At 45.7% G+C, this 19,887-nt stretch carries 26 protein-coding genes; 17 read left to right on the top strand and 9 right to left on the bottom strand.

The window, feature by feature from the left end; genetic code table 11:
* Positions 1-4 precede the first annotated feature (4 nt).
* A complete protein-coding gene (gene glmS, locus ACYQZ0_RS06485) occupies positions 5-1,783 on the top strand; it encodes a glutamine--fructose-6-phosphate transaminase (isomerizing) (RefSeq protein ID WP_459775790.1) in 1,779 nt (592 codons plus the stop codon).
* Here glmS and ACYQZ0_RS06480 read toward each other — a convergent pair whose 3' ends face one another.
* Both ACYQZ0_RS06480 and rimM read right to left on the bottom strand, forming a co-directional pair.
* Entirely contained in the window at positions 1,784-2,128 is a 345-nt protein-coding gene (locus ACYQZ0_RS06480) for a DUF6394 family protein (protein WP_459775789.1), read from the bottom strand.
* A gap of 10 nt (positions 2,129-2,138) precedes the next feature.
* Positions 2,139-2,633: a ribosome maturation factor RimM gene (gene rimM, locus ACYQZ0_RS06475; protein ID WP_459775788.1), complete on the bottom strand. Its 495-nt coding sequence runs from the start codon at positions 2,631-2,633 to the stop codon at positions 2,139-2,141.
* Positions 2,634-2,691: 58 nt separating this feature from the next.
* On the opposite strand from rimM, the gene ACYQZ0_RS06470 reads away from it, so the two are divergent.
* From ACYQZ0_RS06470 to ACYQZ0_RS06455, 4 genes are read left to right on the top strand one after another with little or no spacing between them, the layout of a single operon-like run.
* Complete coding sequence (locus ACYQZ0_RS06470; RefSeq protein WP_459775787.1) at positions 2,692-3,231, top strand: TetR/AcrR family transcriptional regulator; 540 nt, start codon at positions 2,692-2,694, stop codon at positions 3,229-3,231.
* A complete protein-coding gene (locus ACYQZ0_RS06465; protein WP_459775786.1) occupies positions 3,225-4,481 on the top strand; it encodes a TolC family protein in 1,257 nt (418 codons plus the stop codon). Before ACYQZ0_RS06470 ends, ACYQZ0_RS06465 begins: the two co-directional genes overlap by 7 nt.
* Complete coding sequence (locus ACYQZ0_RS06460) at positions 4,478-5,602, top strand: HlyD family efflux transporter periplasmic adaptor subunit (RefSeq protein WP_459775785.1); 1,125 nt, start codon at positions 4,478-4,480, stop codon at positions 5,600-5,602. The genes ACYQZ0_RS06465 and ACYQZ0_RS06460 overlap by 4 nt, the downstream gene beginning before the upstream one ends.
* The gene (locus ACYQZ0_RS06455; protein ID WP_459775784.1) at positions 5,599-7,128 is read left to right on the top strand and encodes a DHA2 family efflux MFS transporter permease subunit; all 1,530 of its coding nucleotides are present in this window, start codon (positions 5,599-5,601) and stop codon (positions 7,126-7,128) included. The genes ACYQZ0_RS06460 and ACYQZ0_RS06455 overlap by 4 nt, the downstream gene beginning before the upstream one ends.
* Here the strand turns inward: ACYQZ0_RS06455 and gap are convergent.
* Complete coding sequence (gap, locus tag ACYQZ0_RS06450) at positions 7,125-8,153, bottom strand: type I glyceraldehyde-3-phosphate dehydrogenase (protein WP_459775783.1); 1,029 nt, start codon at positions 8,151-8,153, stop codon at positions 7,125-7,127. The two genes, ACYQZ0_RS06455 and gap, sit on opposite strands and share 4 nt — an antisense overlap.
* A gap of 125 nt (positions 8,154-8,278) precedes the next feature.
* On the opposite strand from gap, the gene ACYQZ0_RS06445 reads away from it, so the two are divergent.
* Genes ACYQZ0_RS06445 through ACYQZ0_RS06430 form a run of 4 tightly spaced genes read left to right on the top strand, consistent with a single transcriptional unit; the run spans position 8,279 to position 10,280 of the window.
* Positions 8,279-8,497, top strand: coding sequence for a hypothetical protein (locus ACYQZ0_RS06445; protein ID WP_459775782.1), 219 nt, complete (start codon positions 8,279-8,281; stop codon positions 8,495-8,497).
* Positions 8,498-8,548: 51 nt separating this feature from the next.
* A complete protein-coding gene (thiO, locus tag ACYQZ0_RS06440) occupies positions 8,549-9,616 on the top strand; it encodes a glycine oxidase ThiO (RefSeq protein ID WP_459775781.1) in 1,068 nt (355 codons plus the stop codon).
* Entirely contained in the window at positions 9,613-10,029 is a 417-nt protein-coding gene (locus ACYQZ0_RS06435) for an archease (RefSeq protein ID WP_459775780.1), read from the top strand. Before thiO ends, ACYQZ0_RS06435 begins: the two co-directional genes overlap by 4 nt.
* Positions 10,026-10,280 (top strand): AtpZ/AtpI family protein, encoded by a 255-nt coding sequence (locus ACYQZ0_RS06430; protein ID WP_459775779.1) that lies wholly within the window; start codon positions 10,026-10,028, stop codon positions 10,278-10,280. The genes ACYQZ0_RS06435 and ACYQZ0_RS06430 overlap by 4 nt, the downstream gene beginning before the upstream one ends.
* On the opposite strand, the gene ACYQZ0_RS06425 is transcribed toward ACYQZ0_RS06430, so the two are convergent.
* The gene (locus ACYQZ0_RS06425) at positions 10,239-11,135 is read right to left on the bottom strand and encodes a bile acid:sodium symporter (RefSeq protein WP_459775778.1); all 897 of its coding nucleotides are present in this window, start codon (positions 11,133-11,135) and stop codon (positions 10,239-10,241) included. The two genes, ACYQZ0_RS06430 and ACYQZ0_RS06425, sit on opposite strands and share 42 nt — an antisense overlap.
* Complete coding sequence (locus ACYQZ0_RS06420) at positions 11,132-11,779, bottom strand: site-2 protease family protein (protein WP_459775777.1); 648 nt, start codon at positions 11,777-11,779, stop codon at positions 11,132-11,134. The genes ACYQZ0_RS06425 and ACYQZ0_RS06420 overlap by 4 nt, the downstream gene beginning before the upstream one ends.
* 65 nt (positions 11,780-11,844) lie before the next feature.
* On the opposite strand from ACYQZ0_RS06420, the gene ACYQZ0_RS06415 reads away from it, so the two are divergent.
* The 3 genes from ACYQZ0_RS06415 to ACYQZ0_RS06405 are packed head-to-tail and all read left to right on the top strand — an operon-like array spanning position 11,845 to position 13,736.
* Positions 11,845-12,279 (top strand): hemerythrin domain-containing protein, encoded by a 435-nt coding sequence (locus ACYQZ0_RS06415; RefSeq protein ID WP_459775776.1) that lies wholly within the window; start codon positions 11,845-11,847, stop codon positions 12,277-12,279.
* Complete coding sequence (locus ACYQZ0_RS06410; protein ID WP_459775775.1) at positions 12,276-13,493, top strand: hypothetical protein; 1,218 nt, start codon at positions 12,276-12,278, stop codon at positions 13,491-13,493. The genes ACYQZ0_RS06415 and ACYQZ0_RS06410 overlap by 4 nt, the downstream gene beginning before the upstream one ends.
* A gap of 6 nt (positions 13,494-13,499) precedes the next feature.
* Positions 13,500-13,736, top strand: a complete 237-nt coding sequence (locus ACYQZ0_RS06405; protein WP_459775774.1) for a tetratricopeptide repeat protein — start codon at positions 13,500-13,502, stop codon at positions 13,734-13,736.
* Here ACYQZ0_RS06405 and ACYQZ0_RS06400 read toward each other — a convergent pair.
* Both ACYQZ0_RS06400 and ACYQZ0_RS06395 read right to left on the bottom strand, forming a co-directional pair.
* Positions 13,710-14,639: a sulfurtransferase gene (locus tag ACYQZ0_RS06400; RefSeq protein ID WP_459775773.1), complete on the bottom strand. Its 930-nt coding sequence runs from the start codon at positions 14,637-14,639 to the stop codon at positions 13,710-13,712. The two genes, ACYQZ0_RS06405 and ACYQZ0_RS06400, sit on opposite strands and share 27 nt — an antisense overlap.
* On the bottom strand, positions 14,639-15,127 hold the full coding sequence (locus ACYQZ0_RS06395) for a 6-pyruvoyl trahydropterin synthase family protein (RefSeq protein WP_459775772.1): 489 nt from the start codon (positions 15,125-15,127) through the stop codon (positions 14,639-14,641). Before ACYQZ0_RS06395 ends, ACYQZ0_RS06400 begins: the two co-directional genes overlap by 1 nt.
* A gap of 33 nt (positions 15,128-15,160) precedes the next feature.
* Here ACYQZ0_RS06395 and lgt point away from each other — a divergent pair, with 33 nt between their 5' ends.
* Together lgt and ACYQZ0_RS06385 are read left to right on the top strand one after the other, a co-directional pair.
* Complete coding sequence (gene lgt, locus ACYQZ0_RS06390; protein WP_459775771.1) at positions 15,161-15,979, top strand: prolipoprotein diacylglyceryl transferase; 819 nt, start codon at positions 15,161-15,163, stop codon at positions 15,977-15,979.
* Between the two features lie 3 nt (positions 15,980-15,982).
* On the top strand, positions 15,983-17,182 hold the full coding sequence (locus ACYQZ0_RS06385) for a glycosyltransferase (RefSeq protein WP_459775770.1): 1,200 nt from the start codon (positions 15,983-15,985) through the stop codon (positions 17,180-17,182).
* On the opposite strand, the gene ACYQZ0_RS06380 is transcribed toward ACYQZ0_RS06385, so the two are convergent.
* Positions 17,173-17,661: an MOSC domain-containing protein gene (locus tag ACYQZ0_RS06380; protein ID WP_459775769.1), complete on the bottom strand. Its 489-nt coding sequence runs from the start codon at positions 17,659-17,661 to the stop codon at positions 17,173-17,175. The two genes, ACYQZ0_RS06385 and ACYQZ0_RS06380, sit on opposite strands and share 10 nt — an antisense overlap.
* Complete coding sequence (locus tag ACYQZ0_RS06375; protein ID WP_459775768.1) at positions 17,658-17,924, bottom strand: MOSC N-terminal beta barrel domain-containing protein; 267 nt, start codon at positions 17,922-17,924, stop codon at positions 17,658-17,660. The genes ACYQZ0_RS06380 and ACYQZ0_RS06375 overlap by 4 nt, the downstream gene beginning before the upstream one ends.
* 20 nt (positions 17,925-17,944) lie before the next feature.
* On the opposite strand from ACYQZ0_RS06375, the gene ACYQZ0_RS06370 reads away from it, so the two are divergent.
* The 3 genes from ACYQZ0_RS06370 to fliP are packed head-to-tail and all read left to right on the top strand — an operon-like array spanning position 17,945 to position 19,882.
* On the top strand, positions 17,945-18,940 hold the full coding sequence (locus tag ACYQZ0_RS06370; protein ID WP_459775767.1) for a 3-dehydroquinate synthase II: 996 nt from the start codon (positions 17,945-17,947) through the stop codon (positions 18,938-18,940).
* Positions 18,937-19,194: a hypothetical protein gene (locus ACYQZ0_RS06365; protein WP_459775766.1), complete on the top strand. Its 258-nt coding sequence runs from the start codon at positions 18,937-18,939 to the stop codon at positions 19,192-19,194. The genes ACYQZ0_RS06370 and ACYQZ0_RS06365 overlap by 4 nt, the downstream gene beginning before the upstream one ends.
* A complete protein-coding gene (gene fliP, locus ACYQZ0_RS06360) occupies positions 19,163-19,882 on the top strand; it encodes a flagellar type III secretion system pore protein FliP (RefSeq protein WP_459775765.1) in 720 nt (239 codons plus the stop codon). Before ACYQZ0_RS06365 ends, fliP begins: the two co-directional genes overlap by 32 nt.
* Positions 19,883-19,887: the final 5 nt, after the last annotated feature.

Here is a 19,887-nt window from a genome sequence, read left to right as displayed (position 1 = left end):
ACTTATGTGCGGTATAGTCGGATATACGGGGAGGGATTTGGCCCTTCCCGTAATAATAGGAGCCCTTGAAAGGCTTGAATACAGGGGATACGATTCCGCGGGAGTCGCTCTTATAGAGGACAAAAAACTCATAGTTGAGAAAAAAAAGGGAAAGATAAGGGAGCTCGTGAGGAGCTTATGGGGCAAAAATTACAGGGCTCACACGGGCATAGGACACACGAGATGGGCAACTCACGGGAAACCGACCGATGAGAACGCCCACCCCCATACCGATGAAAAGAACGAGTTTGCGGTAGTCCACAACGGGATTATAGAGAACTACATTGAACTTAGGGAAAAATTAAAGAAGGAAGGAGTTAAGTTCAGGTCCGACACAGATACAGAAGTTATAGCCCACCTGATAGCTAAAAACTACAGAGGAGACCTCCTTGAGGCCGTTTTGAAAACGGTAAAGGAGCTAAAAGGTGCCTTTGCCTTTGCTGTTATAACCGTTCACGAGCCTAACCGCATAATAGGTGTGAAGAACGGAAGTCCCTTAATCGTTGGACTCGGAAACGGAGAGAACTTCCTCGCCTCCGATATTCCGGCCATACTCCCATACACAAAAAAGATAATAGTTCTTGACGATGGAGAGATAGCGGATATAAGGCCCGACAGCGTAAACATTTACAACTTTAACGGAGAGCCCGTATCAAAAGATATCATGATTACCCCCTGGGACCTGATTTCCGCGGAGAAGGGAGGCTTTAAACACTTTATGTTAAAGGAGATATACGAACAGCCAAAGGCTGTAAACGATACAATAAAGGGATTTCTTTCAACCGAGGAAACAATCCCCTTCAGCTTGAAAAACTTCAGGAGAGTTCTCGTAATAGCCTGCGGAACCTCGTATCACGCGGGACTTATAGGTAAATACTGGATAGAGAGGTTTTCCGGCGTTCCCGTTGAAGTTATATACGCCTCTGAGTTCAGGTATGCGGACATTCCCCTGTCCGATAAGGACCTCGTTATAGGCATATCCCAGTCGGGAGAAACTATAGACACGAAGTTTGCACTCCAACATGCGAGGGAAAAGGGAGCTTTTACGGTAGGTCTCGTTAATGTTGTAGGAAGTGCCATAGACAGAGAGTCCGACTATACCCTATACACCCACGCGGGACCCGAAATAGGTGTGGCTGCAACGAAAACCTTTACAGCCCAGCTAACAGTTTTATATGCTCTTGCGGTGAGGGAAAACGAAGAGAGGGAAACACTTCTTAAGTATCTTGACAAGGTTCCATCTCTTATAGAGCTTACCTTAAACTCCGCGGAAGAAGTTGAGAAAGTAGCGGAAAAATACTTAAAGAAAAAGGACTTCTTATACCTCGGAAGGTATTTAAACTACCCGATAGCCCTTGAGGGAGCTTTAAAGCTCAAGGAGATTTCCTACATACACGCCGAAGGATATCCCGGGGGAGAGATGAAGCACGGCCCTATAGCACTCATAGACGAAAACATGCCCGTAGTTGTAATTGCTCCCCAGGACAGAGTTTACGAGAAGATGCTCTCAAACCTTGAAGAGGTTCTCGCAAGAAAGGGGATAGTAATATCCGTAGGATTTAAGGGGGACAAGGTTCTGAAAGAGAAATCAAGGGATTTCATAGAGATTCCGAGAACCGAAGAGCCAACAACACCTTTCATAACGGTAGTCCCCCTCCAGCTTCTTGCCTACTTTATAGCGAGCAAGCTCGGCCTTGACGTTGACCAGCCAAGAAACCTTGCAAAAACGGTCACGGTTGAGTGATTACTCCTCCTCAACGAAGGTTGCGAGAACCGTTTCTATTATTCCGAGAATGATGGAAATAATGTTAGCGGCGAGTGCACCCATGGCAAGGCCTATGGCCTCCTCTTTATCACCCAAGAAGTAAATAAACCCTGCAGGTATGAGGTGAAGGTCCGCGACAAGGCTTGAGGCCATGAGCTCGTTTGATAGTATCTTCCCCTCTCCCATCTTGAGTATCGTCGCGAATAGATTCATTGATATTGTAAGAACGAGCTCGTAGGGATTTGGGCTCACTATAAAGCTTATGTTGGTCGTAAGTGCCATAAGTATGAAGAAGTGAGTGAGTATCTTCCTGAGTCTCATCATGAAAATGATTTTAAACGGGAAGTAGCTCCTCCTTAACTATAATTTTTCCTTCTTCTTTTTTTACATCTTTTACTATGTCGGAAACAAAGGGAATCATGAGTTTATCCCCTTCAAGCACGAGGACGTCGTAAGGACCCATATCCTGAACCCTTGCCACTTTTCCGAGATTCTTTCCCCTGTCCGTTTCCACCTCCATACCCACGAGCTCGTAAGCGTAAAACTCGTCCTCCCCGAGCTCGGGAAGTGCCTCCTTAGGAAGGAATATCTTAGCTCCTTTAAACTGCTCCGCCTCCTCTATGGAATCGTATCCCTTCAACTTCAGTATCACCTTGTCGTTCATGAAATCAACCCACTCAACCTCAAAGGGAACGTAATCACCTCCCTTTCTCTTTAGGTAAACCTTATTAAGGTTCTCAAAAAACTCAAGGGGCATGTAGGGAAGAACCTTTAGCTCCCCATCAAGACCAAAGGTATCAAGAACCTTTCCTATCACCACATACTCCATATTATTAAAAATTATTTCTCCCTTGCATACCGACCGGTCGGTATGTAAACTTAATAACATGGAAACAAAGGAGAGAATACTCCTTTCCGCTAAGAGACTTTTTTCGGAAAAGGGATATTACGGAACGAGCGTTGAGGAAATAGTAAGGGATGCGGGGCTCTCAAAGGGAGCTTTCTACTTCTACTTCAAGAGCAAGGAGGATGTGTTTAAGGAGCTGATAGAAAAAATACACGGGGAAATAATGGAAAGCCTTGGGAGATGGAAAGGCAGGGGAGGAGAGGAAGCCCTGAAGGGCTTCATACTTGAGCTCGTTGAAAAACTTTACGAGGAAAGGGATATAGTGAACATCTTTCTCTTTCAAACGATTTCGTGCGGTGAGGAGTTCAGGAAACTCTACTTTGAGAAAACGGGCGAGGTAAAGGAGGGCATAAAGGAGCTCCTTGAGGAAGATGAGAGGGAAATTTTGAGCGATATAATTCTCGGCTTTATAAGACAAGTAGTCCTTGAATACGTGATAAAGGAAAGGAGGGAAAAGGAGTTCATAAAGGATTACGTAAAACGCGGACTGGAGAGAATAACGGAGGGAAGGGGATGTTAATAATTCTCCTCTTAATTTCCTTTGCTTTTTCCCTTGATTTGAAAGATTTATGGAGGGAGGCTCTAAAAAATAACTCCTCGTTAAAAGCCCAGAAAAGGGCTGTAATCTCTTCGGAATATGAATTGAAAGCCTATAAAAATCTGTATCTTCCCAAGTTTTCAATAAATTACTCCCAGAATTACCAGAATGAGAAACAACGTTTTGATGTAAACCTTCCCGTGAATTTAGAGTTTTCAAAAAGGAAGTATAAAGTTTTTTCCGCAAGTATTACGGAGCTTTTGTATGACTTCGGGAGAAGGGAAAAGGCCATAGGCATAGCGAAGGAGAAAAGGGATATTGAGAAACTGAAATACGAAAGAAAGAAGAGAAAACTTCTTCTTGAGGTGGGCATCGCATACCTGAACCTTTTGAGGGCAAAGGGGATTATTGAAATATACCAAAAGGAGTATGAGGCGGTAAGCTCCCATTACGAGCTTGCAAAGGCATTATACGAGAAGGGACTTGTTGCCTTTGCTGACCTTCTTGAGGCTAAGGTGAGACTCTCGGAGGTTAAAGCAAAGCTTGAGAGGGCAAAATCCGATTACAGAATAGCCCTCTTTAACCTGAGCAGGCTAACGGGAATTTCCAAGGAAAGATTAAAAAAAATTAAAAAGCCCGAGATAAAGCTTCAATTAAAAAATCCGGAGGAGTATATAAAAACCGCTTTAAAGAATAGGGAAGAGTTAAGGATTTACAGAAGGTTAATTGAAATTGCAAAAAAGGAGGAAAGTGTAAGCGTAAGGGAGTTTTTACCGAGTATTTTCCTGAAGGTTTCTTACGACTATACCGACAGAAATCCCATTCTTGAGCCCAAGGGTATTACCACGTTCTCTTTGGGGATTTTGGCAAGCTTTCAGGGTGTAAAGCCCTACTACGATATGAAGGCAAAAAAAGAGGTTGTTTTAAAGCTTCTGAACGAGCTTGAGGATTTGAAGAAGTTAATAGAACTTGAGGTTAAAACCGCATACGAGAGGCTTGAGAACGCAAGCATCAGGCTTGGGGTTGCCCGGGAAGCCCTGAGGTATGCAAGAGAGCACTACAGATTAGCCCTCGGGCAGTATAAGAACCAGCTCATTTCTCATACGGACCTCATAACCGCGGAGGCAAGGCTTACAAATGCGAGAAAAAGGCTCGTTCTCGCTGAATACGAGATTTTAGAGAGCTACTTAAGGCTTCTTGAGGCTTCGGGATTAATAGGAGGAGAGCTATGAAAAAGTGGGCAGGGGTGAGTATCCTCGTTCTCATAATGTTCGCTTTCTCGGTTTATGCATTTCTCTGGATAAAGCACAGAATGGAGTATGCGGTAAGCAACGCTGTTTTCGTAAAAGCGGATAGGCTCTCATATCTTTCTTTCAACGTTTCGGGAACCGTTCTTGAGGTATATAAGGATTTGGGAGATTTGGTTAAGAAGGGGGAGGTTCTCGCTGTTCTTGACCCAGAATACTACGAGCTTGAGCTGAAAAGCCTTGAGAAAAAGCTGTCCGCCCTGGAGGAGAAAAAGAAAGCCCTTGAAATTAGAAGGGAAAAGCTTGAGAGGGAGCTAAGGATTAGGCTGAAAAAAGAGAGGCTTACTGCCTCGGAGGTGAGAAAGGAGATTGAAGCTCTAAGGAAGAAGCTAAAAGAGCTTAATATAAAGCTTGAGCTTCTGGAGAAAGACAGGGAGAGATACAGGGCTTTATTTGAGGAGGGACTTATACCGAAGAGAAGGTATGAGGGCATTGATACGGAGTATAAAGCACTCCTTGAGGAAAGGGAGTTCCTTAAGAAGAAACTTGAGAGACTTGAGATTTCTTACAGGAAGGCCTTAAAGGGAATAGAGCTTGTAAAAAATGCCTTCAAAAGCGTTGAAGAACTTGACAGGGAATTAAAGAGCCTCTGGGAAGAGATTAAATCCCTTGAGAGAAGGAGAGATATCGCAAGGAAGAGGCTGGAGGATACACGTTTAACCGCTCCCTTTGATGGTGTCGTAGCTAAGCGTTTCATAAGCGAGGGGGACACGGTTAGGGCGGGACAGCCCGCTTTTGCCCTGATAGACCCGAGAAGTTTTTACATAGAGGTTCTCCTTGAGGAAACGAAGCTTGAAGGAGTTAAAAAGGGAAGTAAGGCGTACGTTCGTCTTGACGCTTATCCCGATAAGGTTTTTGAAGGTGTTGTTGAAGAGATTTCCCCGGCTTCCGCTGCAACCTTTGCGCTGGTTCCGAGGGATGTATCCGCGGGCGAATTCACAAAAGTTGTTCAGAGAATTCCCGTAAAGATAAGGATAACTAAGGGAGATATAAGACTTCTTCGGGTAGGTATGGGGGGGGAGGTTGAGATAAGGAGAGAGAGATGAGCGAGCTTTACGAGAGGATTACGCCCGCCCAGAGGGTTATACTCACAATCTCACTCCTCGTCGGCGTGTTCATGGCCATACTTGATACGACAATCGTTGACGTTATCGTTCCCAAGCTTATGGCTCCCTTATCTACCGACCTTTACGGAGTTCAATGGGTGATAACTGCATACATGACCGCTGCTGCTACCGCTATACTCCTCGTTGAGTGGCTGGAGACGAAGGTGGGGCTAAAGAAGGTATTTCTGGCAGGGCTCTTTTTATTTACAACCGCTTCCTTCTTTGCGGGAAACGCTCAATCCCTTGCCTGGATGATAACAGCGAGGATTTTTCAGGGCTTCGGGGAGTCCCTCATTATAGTGAGTGCGGAGGCGATGCTCTTTACCGCATACCCGCCCTGGAAAAGGGGGCTCGCCATGGGTATATACGGGCTCGGGGTAAGCTTCGCTCCCGCACTCGGTCCGACACTCGGGGGATGGATTACGGAGCACATAGAGTGGAGGTGGGTCTTTTATATAAACGTTCCCATAGGGATAATAAACTTCGTTTACGCTCTTTTCTTCCTTCCCGAACACAGGCCTTTCCATAAAATAAGGCTTAACTTTCTCTCCTACCTCTTTATCTCGGTTTCAACCGTTTCCCTTCTAATTGTCCTCTCAAAAGGTCAGCAATACGGATGGTTTTCTTCCGAATTCATAGGGAAGCTTACCTTCTTGAGTGTTATTGCCTTCCTTCTCTTCCTTATCTCGGAAGCAATTTCAAAAAATAAACTTATAGACCCTCGTATATTCAGGATAAAGGAGTTCGTTATAGCCTTCCTCGTTTACTGTCTCCTTCTCGGTTTTTCAATGTATCAGGTCTTTTACTTAATTCCTTTGTATTTTGAACACCTGAAGGGTTTTCCCACCTTCCAGACTGGTCTTCACATACTCCCCCTTGCCCTTGCGGTCGGGATTTCCTCTCCTCTTGCGGGCATCCTTAGCGATAAACTTTCGGAGAGAGTTCCACTATACTTTGCGGTAGCAATATACTTGTTCTCTACCCTTTACTTCCTTCCCAAGTTTAATTACTTCACTCCGTCCTGGGAGGCATCAATAAAGCTAATAGTGGTGGGTGTAGGTCTCGGCTTTTTCTTCGCTCCCGTTACGAACTTGGCCCTCAAGAAGCTGGGAGAGTTCACAACATTGGGGGTAAGCCTTATGCACTACATAAGGTTTGTAGGAGGTTCTTTCGGAACCGCACTCGCTACGAACGACCTTCAGAGAAGCTTATGGGAGAACTTTGACGGAATAACGGAGTTGCAGAATTACCATATGGTTTCCCTCTTTATTCAAAAGCTCAGCTTTCTCCTTTGGATAACCGAGGAAAAGGCTAAGGCTCTTTTCTATAAAGTTGAACTTTTATACGCTCTATCGGAAGCCTTCAGGGAAACCTTTCTTATTGCGGGACTCTGGGGTGTTCTCGGAAGTCTTCCCGTGCTTTATATGTTTCTTGAAGATTTAGTAAAGAGAGGGAAAGGAGGTTAAATCCCCCTTTCCGCCATGTATATAACGAGGTCCCTGAGCCTGCAGGAGTATCCCCACTCGTTGTCATACCATGCAGCTATGTGAACGAGATTGTCTATAACCTGTGTGAGGGGTGCGTCGTATATGGCTGAGTGGGGATTTCCAATTATATCCGTGGATACTATGGGGTCCTCGCAGTATTGGAGTATCTCCTTCAGGTAAACCTTTCCGCTGTTTTTATACTTTTCCGCCGCTTCCTTAAATCTTTCATTGACTTCTTCAACGGAGGAAGGTGCTCTGTTTACAACTACCGTGAGGTCTATTAGTGAGCCGTCGGGAACGGGAACCCTTCTTGCGGTTCCGTCAAGCTTTCCTTTAAGTTCGGGGATGACCTCTCCTATAGCCTTTGCCGCTCCCGTTGTCGTGGGAACTATGTTTATCGCTGCAGCTCTTGCTCTCCTTAAATCTTTGTGGGGTAGGTCAAGGAGTCTCTGGTCGTTCGTGTATGCGTGAACGGTTACCATGTATCCCTTCTCAACGCCAAAGGCTTCATTCAGAACCTTAACGCAGGGTGCGAGGCAGTTCGTCGTACAGGATGCGTTTGAAACTATGTTGTGCTCCTTGGGGTTGTATTTTTCTTCATTTACTCCGAGGACCACAGTTATGTCGGGATTCTTTGCAGGAGCGGTTATTATTACCTTTTTGGCTCCCCCCTGGAGATGCTTTGATGCGTTCTCGCGGTCCCTGAAAACGCCAGTAGCTTCAATAACTATATCAACTCCCAGGTCCCCCCAAGGTATCTGGGAAGGGTCCTTCTGAGCGAAAACCTTAATCTCTTTCCCGTCAACAACGAGGGTATCATCCTTAGCCTTAACGTCTCCCTTAAATATCCCGTGAACGGAGTCGTATTTTAAAAGGTGTGCGAGGTGGTTCGCGTCTGTGAGGTCGTTTATGGCGACTATCTCTATTTCTTCCCGTCCCCAGGATGCCCTGAAGAAGCTCCTCCCTATTCTACCGAATCCGTTTATACCTACCTTTATACCCATAGTGTAAATAATTATAGGAAATTCACTTGGTAAAACTCCGCGGGTATTAAAGCTAAAGTTTTTGCATAAATTTGGCCGCTCATTTAAACTTTACAGCCTCTAATTCCTAAAGCTATCTTAATCCTATGGACTGGGGACAGGTTCTCACGATTATTTTCGGGATAGCGGGATTTACGTCCATTTTTATGTTTCTCGTTAACAAAAGAATTTATGACTTGAGGCAGGACTTTGATAAGAGATTTAGCGAGCTGAGAGAGGAGCAAAAGGAAATAAAGCAGGAACTTAAAGAAATCCGTCAACTTCTCTATAAGGCCTTAGGAGTAGAAAACAAAAATAAAACATAATCAAACCTTTGATGCGGGTAGTTTACAGATGCCCTCCCTATAATAGTTAGTATGGACATACTCGTTGTTGGCGGTGGCGTAATAGGACTTTCTATAGCTCTTGAGCTCCTCCTTGCGGGACACAACGTAAAGGTAATAGTGCGGGATGAGAAGGAGGGGGCTTCTTGGGTTGCCGGAGGGATGCTCGCTCCCTTCTCCGAGGGTCTTAAAGGGGATTTCCTTAGATTTTCCGTAGATAGCCTGAAGCTGTGGAGCGAGTATCTTGATATACTGAAAGACATTTCAAAGAGAAATGTATTTTTCTCCCAGGGAATCCTTAGGATAGCCCTCTCGGAGGAAGAGGAGAAAAAGCTCAAGGAAGACGTTAGGGAATACACGCAAACTTACTGCCAGAACGTAGTTTCTTACGAGGGTAGCGAGCTTCTCAAAGAGTTTCCCTACATAACCGAAGATGTGAGATACGGAGTTATATACGGAGATGAGGGTAACGTTGATACGGAAGAGCTAATGGAAGCCCTATACAGGGCTGTTGAGAACTTGGGGGGAGAGATTGTAAGGGAAGATGTCCTCAGGATATTAAGGGAAGGGGATAGGGTTGAAAAGGTTTACACCTTCTTTGATGAGTTTACCGCGGACCACTACGTTTTTGCAACGGGCTCGTGGCTAAAGGAACACTTCGGATTTCCCGTTTATCCCGTAAAGGGTCAGATTTTGAGGGTGAACGCTCCCATAAAGGATTACGTTATATACTCAAGCAAGGCGTATATAATACCGAGGGAGAAGGACCTCCTTATCGGTGCAACGACGGAAGACGCAGGCTTTGACCACAGGAAAACCCTCGGTGGATTATCAAAGCTCTCTGGGGGAGCCATAGAGGTTATTCCTTCACTTTCGGACGCGGAGCTCCTTGAGGTGAGGGTCGGGTTCAGACCCGGAACGCCCGATGAGATGCCTGTATTTTACTTCGGTGAGAATTTTTCGGTTTACGGGGGACACTACAGGAACGGCATACTCCTTGCTCCCGCAACCGCAAAAGTAGCCTTAAGACTTATAGACAACAACGAGGTTTCCGAGTTCTTTAAGATATTCTCACCTTACAGGTTTAAGGAGGAGGCATGATAGACTACGAACCCATATACGACATAACCGCGGACGCGGGAATAAGGGTGAGAGCTAAGGATTTGCCCTCTTTATTCTGTTCCGCACTTCTCGCAACCTTTAACGAGATAACGGATATAGAAAAGGTTGAGCCGAAAGAGGAGCACGTAATAGAGGCGAGCAACGTTATGCCCTTTCTCCTCGCGGATATAATAAACGAGGCGCTCGTTCTTCACGAGAGCAAACACTTTGTAGCTTCCGAGTGTGAGGTCCTTGAGCTTAGAGAGGATTACGTAAAGGTGAAGCTTAGGGGTGAGACCTACAATCCCGAAAAGCACCCCTCAAAGCTCGTCATAAAAGCGGCAACTTATCACAGGCTAAAGGTTGAGAAGAAGAAGGACCATTACGAGGCGGAGGTGATTTTTGATATATGAACGGTAAGTATTTTATTGCCTTCACGGTAGGCCTCAACGTTGTGGGAGGAATTATAGCGGGCGTGCTTGTAGGTTTTGGCTTTGACTGGGCTATGGAAAACTGGTTCGGTCTCAAGACAAAACCCTGGGGTCTAATGTTCTTCTTTATCATAGGGATAATAGCGGGATTTAAGAACGCTTACGTTGATTTGAAGAGGGTAATGAGGGATTTAAACTCTTCTGAAGAAGAAGGAAAGAAGGACTCCGATTAAGTTCTGGGATAGGCTGAAAACAGCAGAAGGGAGAGCGGAAACCTTTGAGAAGTATTTAACCGCAAGAACTGCGGAAAGTCCCGAGTTCTGCATACCGACCTCTATTGAGAGGGTTTTAGCCATTCTCCTGTCAAGTCCTGCGAGAATGCCGAATATATAACCGAGGATAAAACCGATAAGGTTATGTATCAGAACGACCAAAAGCACCACAAAGCTAATCTTTTGGAGAACAGCGTAGTTTATCGCGAAAATCGTAGCTATTATGAGGGAGATTGAGAAGATGGCGACGTAAGGGAGGAAGTTTTCAACGTGTTTCATATGTCTTCTTAGGAAGTATCTCAAAACCATACCCAGAAGAACGGGAAGGACTACAATCCTTAAAGTTGTTTCAGCCATTGGTATGAACGGAACCTCAACGTATTTACCTGCGAGGATGTAGGTCCAGAGGGGCGTAAAAAGGGGAGAACTCAAGGTTGAAACCGTTGTCATTGATATGGAATAGGAGAGGTCTCCTCTGGAGAGATAGGTTATGAGGTTTGAAGCCGTTCCCCCGGGTGCGGAGCCGACGAGAACAACTCCCACAAAGAGCTCCGGGGAGAGCTTAAACAATTTTGAGAGAAGATAGGCGGAAAGGGGCATAACCGTGAACTGAAGGAGAGCACCGTAAAAAACAGCAAAGGGCTTTCTTAAGATGTTCCTGAAATCCTCGGGTGTTAGTGTGAGTCCCATTGAGAGCATTATTAGAGTAAGAAGGGGAACTATCCAGCCCCTGAAGTTTCTAAAGAACTCGGGAAAGAGTATGCCCGCAAAGGAGAAAACGGTAAGTATCAGAAGGAAGCTTATATCCCGCTTCATCCCAGTATGAGCCTGTAAAGGAACACGAGGGGAGGGAGTATTATACTCTGGAGAACGCCGGTAAGGAGGAGAACGGTTATTATGAGGAAGCCGTACTGCTCAAACCTGTAGAATAGCTCCCAGTATTTGTAAGAAAGGAGGCTCATAACCGCCTTACTTCCGTCAAGGGGAGGTATGGGGAGTGCGTTAAAGAGTCCGAGAACGAGGTTTATCAACACAGCCTTTGTCGTGAATATCATGAGGGGAATGAGGAGGAACTTCCCGACATCAGGGGGAACGAGGGGAAGTATCTCTCTCAGAATCCGGTTCATAACTCCGAAGAGAATCGCAAGGGAGAAGTTTGCGGTAACACCCGCTATTGAGACGAGGAACATTCCCTTTCTCAAGTCCTTAAAGTTGTAGGGATTTATGGGGACGGGCTTTGCCCATCCGAACAGTATAGGGGAACCCACGAGCATAAGAAGTCCGGGAAGTATTATCGTTCCGAGGGGGTCTATGTGGGGTATGGGATTTATCGTAAGCCTTCCCGCATCCTTCGGGGTCGGGTCACCCATCTTGTAGGCAACCCAGCCGTGGGCAACCTCGTGAAGAATAACCGCAACCATAAGGGCCGGTATCGTAAGGATTAGGTCCTCGGGCTTCATAAACATAGTTCTTTTAATTGTATAGCATATATTATAAATAAACATTCACTTACGGAGGTTGAGGTATGAACATAACTCAGTACCTCACGGAAGAGCACAGGAAGTGCGACAGCGTATATGCGGAAGTTGAAAAGGCTGTTTCCGAGGAAAACTGGGAAAAGGCTGAGGAACTCTTTAAAGAGTTCAAGGAGAAAACATTACTTCACTTCAAGAAGGAAGAGGATGTTCTCTTTCCCGAGTTTGAGGAGAAAACGGGCATAGTAATGGGGCCCACTCAGGTTATGAGAATGGAGCACAACCAGGCGAGGGAGCTCCTGGAGAGAATGGAGGAAGCCCTGAAAAACAAGAATAAGGACGAGTTTCTATCCCTCGGTGAGTCCCTTATGATACTCATTCAGCAACATAACATGAAGGAGGAGCAGATACTTTATCCCATGTCGGACCAGAACCTAAACCCCGAAGAGATGGTTGAGAAGATGTCGGAGCTGGGAGAGGTATGATTCCGGGAGGCCTTAATCTCTTATACCTTCCGCCCTTCAGCATAATAGCCCGATTCTTTATAACCGCTCTTCTCTTCCTGAATCTCTTCTCCCTCTTCTTAATGCTCAATTACGCAAGGGAGACCCTTTACCTAACGCCTGCGGTTCACCTCTTTACCCTCGGTTTCATGGCAAACACGATGATAGGAGCTTTATTCCAGATGCTTCCCGTTGTTGCGGGAGCGGTTATAGAAAATCCCCTCAGAAAGGCCACGATTGTCCACGTTCTCCTGAGTCTGGGAACGCTCCTCTTTACCTCCGGGCTTTTCTCAAATCATTCCTTCTTTACTTTCATCGGATACCTTCTCCTTATCTCCGGCTTTTTATACGTAGTTCCTTACATGGTTTACAAGCTTCTAAAGGTTGAGAACCTCAGAGATGCTCCGAGGGGCTTTATATTTGCACTTCTTTCTTTCCTTGCGGGGCTTTTGTTTGCAACCCTTCTCGTTCTTAACCTGACCTTAGGGACGGGATTTGATCACGCTTACCTTCTTGATACCCATCTCAGCTTTATGCTGTTTGGCTGGACCACGATTCTCGTAGCGAGCGTTTCCTTCCAGGTTGTTGAGATGTTCTTCGTAACAAAGCCCTACCCTCCCTTAATTACGAGATACCTGCCCCCCTTCGTTTTCCTATTGCTTCTCCTTAAGATTATCCTTCCCGAAAATCCCTTTATTGACGCTTTTCTCAGCTTTTCCTTCATGACTTACGCATTTATTACCGCGGAGAGGCTATACACGAGAAGGAGAAAGATAAGGGACCCCTTAATAAACCTCTGGTATATGGCAATGTTTTTCCTGATTCTTTCAGCAATGCATTACCCCTTCAGGGAGGAGTTCTTCCTCACTTTCCTGACAACCTTTGGACTTTTTGCCTTCAGCATAATTATGGCTATGATGTACAGGATAATTCCCTTCCTCGTCTGGATGCACCTCTCAACGAAGGGAATTCCGAAAGCACCAACCATGCATGAGGTAATAAAGCCAAAATACATATGGGCTAACTTCTACCTTCACGTAGCCTTTACCCTTTCCCTCCTTCTCGTTCCCTTCGGAATTTACCTTCCCTCTCTCATTCTCCTCATTCTTGATACAGTTCTTTTTCTTCTTAACATATCAAGGGGCGTTTTTCTATACTACAAGTTATACAAGGAAAAAGCGAGGGGTATATCTTAAAGATTTATGTTCGGAAGGAAGGGAACGTTCAGCAAGATGGCGGAGGGTCTCGTTGAGAAGCTTGCCAAGGAGCTTGAGGAGGAGCTTAAAAACAGACCGAAGGACTCTGAGCTTCTCTTTAAGCTCGGTATTGCCTACGTGAGGGCAGGGAAGATAGATAAGGCTAGGGAAGTTTACAAGAAGTTAAAGAACCTTGACAAGGAAAAGGCCAGCGAACTACTTGACAGGATTTACGAGGTCTAACCTGCAGTCGTTGAAGGTTTCCCATACATACCTGTTCAATGGAAGGTTCAGGTATTCCCACTCCCTCTTTGAAGCATCGTAAACCCTCATCCCCCTGTATCCCACAACGTCCATAACCCAGTAAACAAAAGCTGCACCCGTTCCCCCGAAACAAAAGAGAATAACCTCATCATCTTCCTTAATTCCCTGATTTTTGAGGAAATTCTTTGCATATCTCGGAAACTCAATGTACAGCTTTCCCGTATCCCTATCCCTCTTTACCCACCACTCCCAGGAAAAGGGAACGGAGCAGGGTATATGCCCGTACTTCTTCGCCGCAGGAAACTTTCCTACCCCGAAGTAAAACTCGGGAAGTCTCCCGTCAATTATGGGAATTTTTCCTATGTTTTCGTAAACGTATTTCCAGCTTACTTCTTTATAGGAATTATAATTCGCTTTAAAATTGCCCCTTTTAACAACAGGTTCATCGTAGGAAACGGGATAATTCCTCTTGACCCATGCACTCCATCCCCCGTCAAGTATGCCCACTTTTTCGTGTCCGAGGAGGTGGAATATCCAGTAGGCGTAAACCGCTCCGAGTATTTCGTTTTTTGCGTTTCCTTTGTAGTAAATAATCACATTCGTATCGTTGTTTATTCCCCACTTTCTGAACATATCTTCATACTCTTCAACCTTTTTCCTGACGAGAGCGCCCGTTTTCTGGTCCATTATCCTCCACTCTTCCTTTTCGGTAAGCCTTGCACCGGGTATGTGTCCCTCAAGGAGGTAGCTCTGGGTATCCCCGAACTCAAGTATTACGAGGTTCTCATCCTTCAGGTGTTTGTAGAGCCACTCGGGCGGAACGAGCTTCGGGAGGGAAAATGAAAGCGAAAAGAGGACGAGAAGAAAAGTTAAAACCTTCATCATTCTTCCCTGTATTCCGCTTTTGAGGTTGCGGTTTCCCAGAGAACGACCTTTACGACCTTCACCTCCCCGAGAAGTCCAGTCTCCTCAAGTCTTTTCTTAAGAAAGTCGTAAAAGAATTTTGCGAGGGCTTCCGCCGTCGGACAGAAATCAACAGGGAATATCTTAAAGGCTCCGTATTTTTCCGCTACTTCTTTCAGTTCGGGATACATGGGGTCGTTCACGTCAATGATAAAGCTGTGGTCTATCTCGTCTATCAAATCCTTTAATGCGTTTTTGACATGGTAAAAGTCCATCACCATATCCTGCTCGCTGAGGGTATCCGAGCCAACGGTCACCTCAAGGACGTAGCTGTGTCCGTGGAGGTTTACGCATTTGTTTATAGGCTTTTCCTTCGTAAACTGGGCTCCCCTTCCGTGGGTGAGATTCTGCTTCCAGACCCTGTGTCCCGCTTCAAACCTGAAGGTTTTGCTTATTTCCCACTTCATAATATCCTTATTAATTATAAGGAGGTGAATAACTTGTTTCCTTACTCTATATCAGTTTTCGGACTCCAGATAAACTTATACGGCATTCTTGTTGCTCTTGGTGTTGTTATCGGATACTTCCTCGTACTGAGGCTCGCAAAGAGGGAAGGTCTTGATACGAAGGCTGTTGATAATACCTTTCTCTTAGCGGTTCTCTTCGGGATTATCGGAGCAAGGATAGCTTACGCGGTTGAACACCCTTATGAGTTTCACAACATTCTCGATTACGTAGCGATATGGAAAGGTGGAGTCTCCTTTTACGGAGGTCTCATAGGGGGAATAATGGGAGCACTTATCGGTATTAAACTCTTCGGTCTTCCCCTCTGGAAGTCGGCGGATATAGCCGCCCCCGCCATAGCCCTTGCCCACTTCTTCGGGAGGCTGGGGTGCACCGCTGCGGGATGTTGCTACGGAAAGCCCTTTCCCTACGCCACGAGCAACGAGGTGGGCATACACTTCACCGATAAGTTCCCCTTCTTTTACATTGTTTTTCCGAAGGGTGCTGTTGCCCCCCCCTACGTTCCCCTGTATCCCACCCAGCTGATGGAGGCCTTCGGGAACTTACTTATATTCCTCATACTCCTCTTTATCTATAGGAGAAAGCCCTTTGACGGGTTTGTGTTTTCCCTTTATTTATTCCTTTACGGAACTGAAAGATTTTTCTTTGAGTTCCTAAGAGGCGTTACCCCTCCCCTTCCCGTTATCGGTCTCACGTGGAATCAGGTCGTTTCCCTTGTGCTTATCTTAGGTTCCCTTCTCCTTATGTTTACCCTCAGGAGGGTTCCTTCTGAAGGTTTATATGATAGACTATGAGTTATGAAATTAGCGTTTTTAAGACCGGGAGAGCTGGGAGCACCTGCAAAGCACATTTACGCACTCCTTGATTACCTCAAGGAAAAGGGTGTTGAGATAAGGGAGTACGACCTGAAGGAGCGTTCCCCTCAGGAAGTTGTTAGCGAGCTTGAGGAGTGGCGTCCCCTCTTTTTGATGGACGTGAACGCAACAGGTGTAATAGTGGGGGAGAGGGAAGGAAAGAAGTACATACTTTCCGACCTCTTGGGAATAGTTCACCTCAGCTTCTTCGTTGAGGACCCCCTTCTCTTCTTCCCCGCTTTTGAGGGAGTTGAGAAGCCTCAGAACTTCATAGCCTTTATAACGGACCTGAAGCACACCGACAGCCTCAACCTTCTCGGTATATCAAACGTGAGTTACGTTTCTCCCTTCGTTAACGAAAAGCTCTTTCCCGAGGAGGAGGAAAAGGATATAGAGATAGCCTTTGTTGGTCCCGTTATTGACCCTCAGGTGATAGTTAACGCGGTTTCCCAGAACTACCCTCAAGAGATAATGCCCTTCTTCTTTGAGACCGGAGAGTTTATGTTCAGAAACCCCGAGGTTCACGTTCTCACCGCGTTTAATTACATATACGGCCTTTTTAACCCTCAGGCACAGGAAACCTTTAACAAGTGGAGGGAGGATAACCCGAGCAAGTTCCTAAGACTCCTTAACGACACGGTTGCATACACGACTATGAGGAGGAAGACTTACCTCCTTAAGTTCCTTGAAGGCATGGAGGTAAAGATACTCGGGGAGTATCAGGGGAACCTATTTGAGGGACACGAGGCCATAAAGGTTAGCTCCTACGAACAGCTTCTCAAGTATTACTCTTCCGCAAACTTGACGATTTTCGTATCTCCCCAGTCAATACCGACGGGGCTCAGCTTTGTCCCCCTTGAGGCTATGTATATGGGAAGTGCTGTAATGCTTGATTACAAGGGAACCCTTCCCGGATTCCTGAAGCCCGAGGAGGAAGTGATAACCTATGCCCCTCTTGACCGCGCAGACCTTGAGGAAAAAGTTGTCTTTTATATGGAAAACAGGGATGCCCTAAAGGAGATAGGAGAAAAGGGCAAGCAGGCGGTAAGGGAGAGATTTAAGGTAAACGACAGGGGAGAGTTCGTTTACAACATACTAAAGGATATAGAAAGACAATACTCACAGGCGGGAACTCAGAACTGAACTTCGTCCCCCTTTCTTAAAACCTTTCCCCACTCACTTTCCGGTATATTTGTGTTCAGGCAAAGCCTGTAATAGGTATCAAAAATTTCCTTAGGGACGTTTGGAGGAAGTTTTTCTTTCCTTTTCTCGGTAAACTTCTTTACGAAGTTTCTCGTAGGCTTTCCGGTGTAGGGGTTTCTCGTCGGAACGGGACAACGCTTTGAGATATTAACTCCTTCTATCTCCACCTCTCCTATCCTGAACCTTCTTCCCACGAGGCTGTCCTCCCAGAAGGGAGGAACGTTTTCAACCTCAAGGTTTGCCCTGAAACGTCTTCTCGCTTCCTCCTCGCTTATGTTGAACCAGGATGCTACTTCCCTTAAGGTGTTTCTGCTTACGACCGTGGGGCCGTGGGCTTTTCTGTCGTCGGGAAAACCTCCCCTTTCGTTTTTCTTCATAAAGACTTTGTATCCGAGAAACTCGGAAAAGAACTCACTCACCCTCTCAATCTCTTCAAAACCGAAGGTGTATTTTTTTCCAAACTGAACTCAAATATCTCTTTTTCAAAGTCCACGAAACTCCTTATAAAATGGAGCCTTTTCTCCCTTTTTGCGTTTACAATTCTGTCTTCCTCGTCAAAGAGTGCGAAATTTCTGTCCCCTTCAAGGGAACCCTTTTCTGATATCTTTACGCTTTCCAGCTCAACCGGGTCAAGGCTCTTTATAGGGTAGATGAGAATCTTGAAGAGATAGGGACTTCCCATGGGTGTATTAAAATAATAGCATGAAGGAATTCTGGGTATGGATAGAACCCTTTGACAGGAAACTCGTTTCCGTAGCCCTTGAAGCGGGAGCCACCGCCGTTGTAATTCCCGAAGAGGGAAGGGTTGAAGAGGCTAAAAGGGCGGGAAGGATAACGGTAATATCTCCGGACGGAGACCTGAAGCTCGGGGAAGACGTTGTTTACGTTCTCATAAAGGGCAAAGAGGACGAAGAAAAGGCCGCGAAGTATCCCCCTAACGTAAAGGTTATAGTTGAGACAACGGACTGGACCGTGATTCCCCTTGAGAACTTAATAGCCCAGAGGGAGGAGCTTTACGCGGTAGTTAAAAACGCCCAAGAGGCTGAGGTTGCACTCCAGACCCTTGAGAAGGGTGTTAAAGGAGTTGTTTTAAAGTCAAGGGATATAAACGAGATAAAGAAGGTCGGCCAGATAGTAGGAGAACAGGGAGAAAAGCTTGAGCTCGTAAAGGTTAAGATAACGAGAATTCTACCTCTCGGTTTGGGAGACAGGGTTTGCGTTGATACCATATCTCTCCTCCACAGGGGTGAGGGAATGCTCGTAGGAAATTCCTCGGGAGGTATGTTCCTCGTTCACGCGGAGACCGAAGAAAACCCCTACGTTGCAGCAAGGCCATTCAGGGTGAACGCGGGAGCGGTCCACATGTATATAAGGGTTCCCAACAACAGGACGAAGTATTTATGTGAGCTGGAAGCGGGGGACAAGGTCATGGTTTACGACTACAAAGGAAGGGGAAGGGTAACGTATGTGGGAAGGGCGAAAGTTGAGAGGAGACCGATGATTCTGATAGAGGGAAGGTATGAGAACAAGAAGCTCAGCTGTATTCTCCAGAATGCGGAAACCATAAGGCTGACGAGACCGGACGGAACACCCGTATCCGTTTCTGAGCTGAAGGAGGGAGACGAGGTTCTCGGATACGTTGAGGAAGCGGGAAGACACTTCGGTATGAAGGTTGAAGAAACGATAATAGAGAAGTGATAGAGTATCTCATAAAGAGCCTCTTAGTTCTTCTTCTCCTTCTCCCCCTCACATATATACTCCTTAATTACCTTTTTAAGAGACATATCGTAAAGCTTTCGGGAAGAAATATAAAGGTTGAGGAGCTCGTTCCTCTCTCAAGAGAGGTTTTCATTGCAAGTCTGAGGATAAGGGAAAAGCGGTTTTTTATAATTTTCGGTCCGAACTTCGTTAAGGTTTTGCATGAGGAGAGTATTACCGATAATCCTTCTTAGTGCTCCGCTCCTGTTTGCCCAGATACCGCCCATTGAGATAAAAGTGGGAGAGGGAAACTTAGCGGACACAATTAGACTCCTAATATTTTTAACGATTCTCAGTCTCGTTCCCTCAATACTCATAATGTTTACATCTTTCACGAGAATAGTCGTTGTTCTCTCTCTCCTCCGTCAAGCTATAGGAACGCCCCAAATTCCCCCCAACCCCGTTGTTATATCCCTCTCTCTCTTCTTGACCTTTTTCATAATGAAACCCACGATAGATAAAATTAACGAAAACGCCTTCAGGCCCTACATAAAAAAGGAGATAAGCGATGAGGAGTTCTTCAGGAGAACCGAGAGTTATATAAGGGAATTCATGCTCAGGCACACGAGAAAGGAAACCCTTGAGGCTTTTTTGAGCGTTGCAAAGATTCCGAAGGAGAAATTAAAATCCCCGGAGGACATACCTACGAGGGTTCTCATACCCGCCTTTATGGTGAGCGAGCTGAAGACCGCCTTTGAGATTGTTTTCCTCATTTACATACCTTTCCTAATAATAGACATAGTTGTGGCGTCAATACTCATATCCATGGGAATAATAATGATTCCCCCTCAGCTCATCTCCCTGCCCTTCAAGATTATGCTTTTCGTCCTCGCAAACGGATGGGAGCTTATAATCCTTTCCCTCGTGAGGAGTTATCATTAAAATAC

It is taken from the genome of Aquifex pyrophilus, from assembly GCF_054656935.1.
Note: the sequence above shows the minus strand (reverse complement) of the source record. Positions and strands in the feature narration are given on the sequence as shown.

Excerpts from the sequence above, each read along its gene's own strand:
- ACYQZ0_RS06480 (WP_459775789.1), bottom strand. The coding sequence starts at position 2,128 with ATGATGAGACTCAGGAAGATACTCACTCACTTCTTCATACTTATGGCA.
- ACYQZ0_RS06435 (WP_459775780.1), top strand. The coding sequence starts at position 9,613 with ATGATAGACTACGAACCCATATACGACATAACCGCGGACGCGGGAATA.
- ACYQZ0_RS06420 (WP_459775777.1), bottom strand. The coding sequence starts at position 11,779 with ATGAAGCCCGAGGACCTAATCCTTACGATACCGGCCCTTATGGTTGCG.
- glmS (WP_459775790.1), top strand. The coding sequence starts at position 5 with ATGTGCGGTATAGTCGGATATACGGGGAGGGATTTGGCCCTTCCCGTA.
- ACYQZ0_RS06415 (WP_459775776.1), top strand. The coding sequence starts at position 11,845 with ATGAACATAACTCAGTACCTCACGGAAGAGCACAGGAAGTGCGACAGC.
- ACYQZ0_RS06385 (WP_459775770.1), top strand. The coding sequence starts at position 15,983 with ATGAAATTAGCGTTTTTAAGACCGGGAGAGCTGGGAGCACCTGCAAAG.
- ACYQZ0_RS06430 (WP_459775779.1), top strand. The coding sequence starts at position 10,026 with ATGAACGGTAAGTATTTTATTGCCTTCACGGTAGGCCTCAACGTTGTG.
- ACYQZ0_RS06375 (WP_459775768.1), bottom strand. The coding sequence starts at position 17,924 with ATGGGAAGTCCCTATCTCTTCAAGATTCTCATCTACCCTATAAAGAGC.
- thiO (WP_459775781.1), top strand. The coding sequence starts at position 8,549 with ATGGACATACTCGTTGTTGGCGGTGGCGTAATAGGACTTTCTATAGCT.
- ACYQZ0_RS06445 (WP_459775782.1), top strand. The coding sequence starts at position 8,279 with ATGGACTGGGGACAGGTTCTCACGATTATTTTCGGGATAGCGGGATTT.
- ACYQZ0_RS06425 (WP_459775778.1), bottom strand. The coding sequence starts at position 11,135 with ATGAAGCGGGATATAAGCTTCCTTCTGATACTTACCGTTTTCTCCTTT.
- ACYQZ0_RS06460 (WP_459775785.1), top strand. The coding sequence starts at position 4,478 with ATGAAAAAGTGGGCAGGGGTGAGTATCCTCGTTCTCATAATGTTCGCT.
- ACYQZ0_RS06400 (WP_459775773.1), bottom strand. The coding sequence starts at position 14,639 with ATGAAGGTTTTAACTTTTCTTCTCGTCCTCTTTTCGCTTTCATTTTCC.
- fliP (WP_459775765.1), top strand. The coding sequence starts at position 19,163 with ATGAGGAGAGTATTACCGATAATCCTTCTTAGTGCTCCGCTCCTGTTT.
- rimM (WP_459775788.1), bottom strand. The coding sequence starts at position 2,633 with ATGGAGTATGTGGTGATAGGAAAGGTTCTTGATACCTTTGGTCTTGAT.
- ACYQZ0_RS06395 (WP_459775772.1), bottom strand. The coding sequence starts at position 15,127 with ATGAAGTGGGAAATAAGCAAAACCTTCAGGTTTGAAGCGGGACACAGG.
- ACYQZ0_RS06405 (WP_459775774.1), top strand. The coding sequence starts at position 13,500 with ATGTTCGGAAGGAAGGGAACGTTCAGCAAGATGGCGGAGGGTCTCGTT.
- ACYQZ0_RS06410 (WP_459775775.1), top strand. The coding sequence starts at position 12,276 with ATGATTCCGGGAGGCCTTAATCTCTTATACCTTCCGCCCTTCAGCATA.
- gap (WP_459775783.1), bottom strand. The coding sequence starts at position 8,153 with ATGGGTATAAAGGTAGGTATAAACGGATTCGGTAGAATAGGGAGGAGC.
- ACYQZ0_RS06370 (WP_459775767.1), top strand. The coding sequence starts at position 17,945 with ATGAAGGAATTCTGGGTATGGATAGAACCCTTTGACAGGAAACTCGTT.
- ACYQZ0_RS06465 (WP_459775786.1), top strand. The coding sequence starts at position 3,225 with ATGTTAATAATTCTCCTCTTAATTTCCTTTGCTTTTTCCCTTGATTTG.
- ACYQZ0_RS06470 (WP_459775787.1), top strand. The coding sequence starts at position 2,692 with ATGGAAACAAAGGAGAGAATACTCCTTTCCGCTAAGAGACTTTTTTCG.
- ACYQZ0_RS06455 (WP_459775784.1), top strand. The coding sequence starts at position 5,599 with ATGAGCGAGCTTTACGAGAGGATTACGCCCGCCCAGAGGGTTATACTC.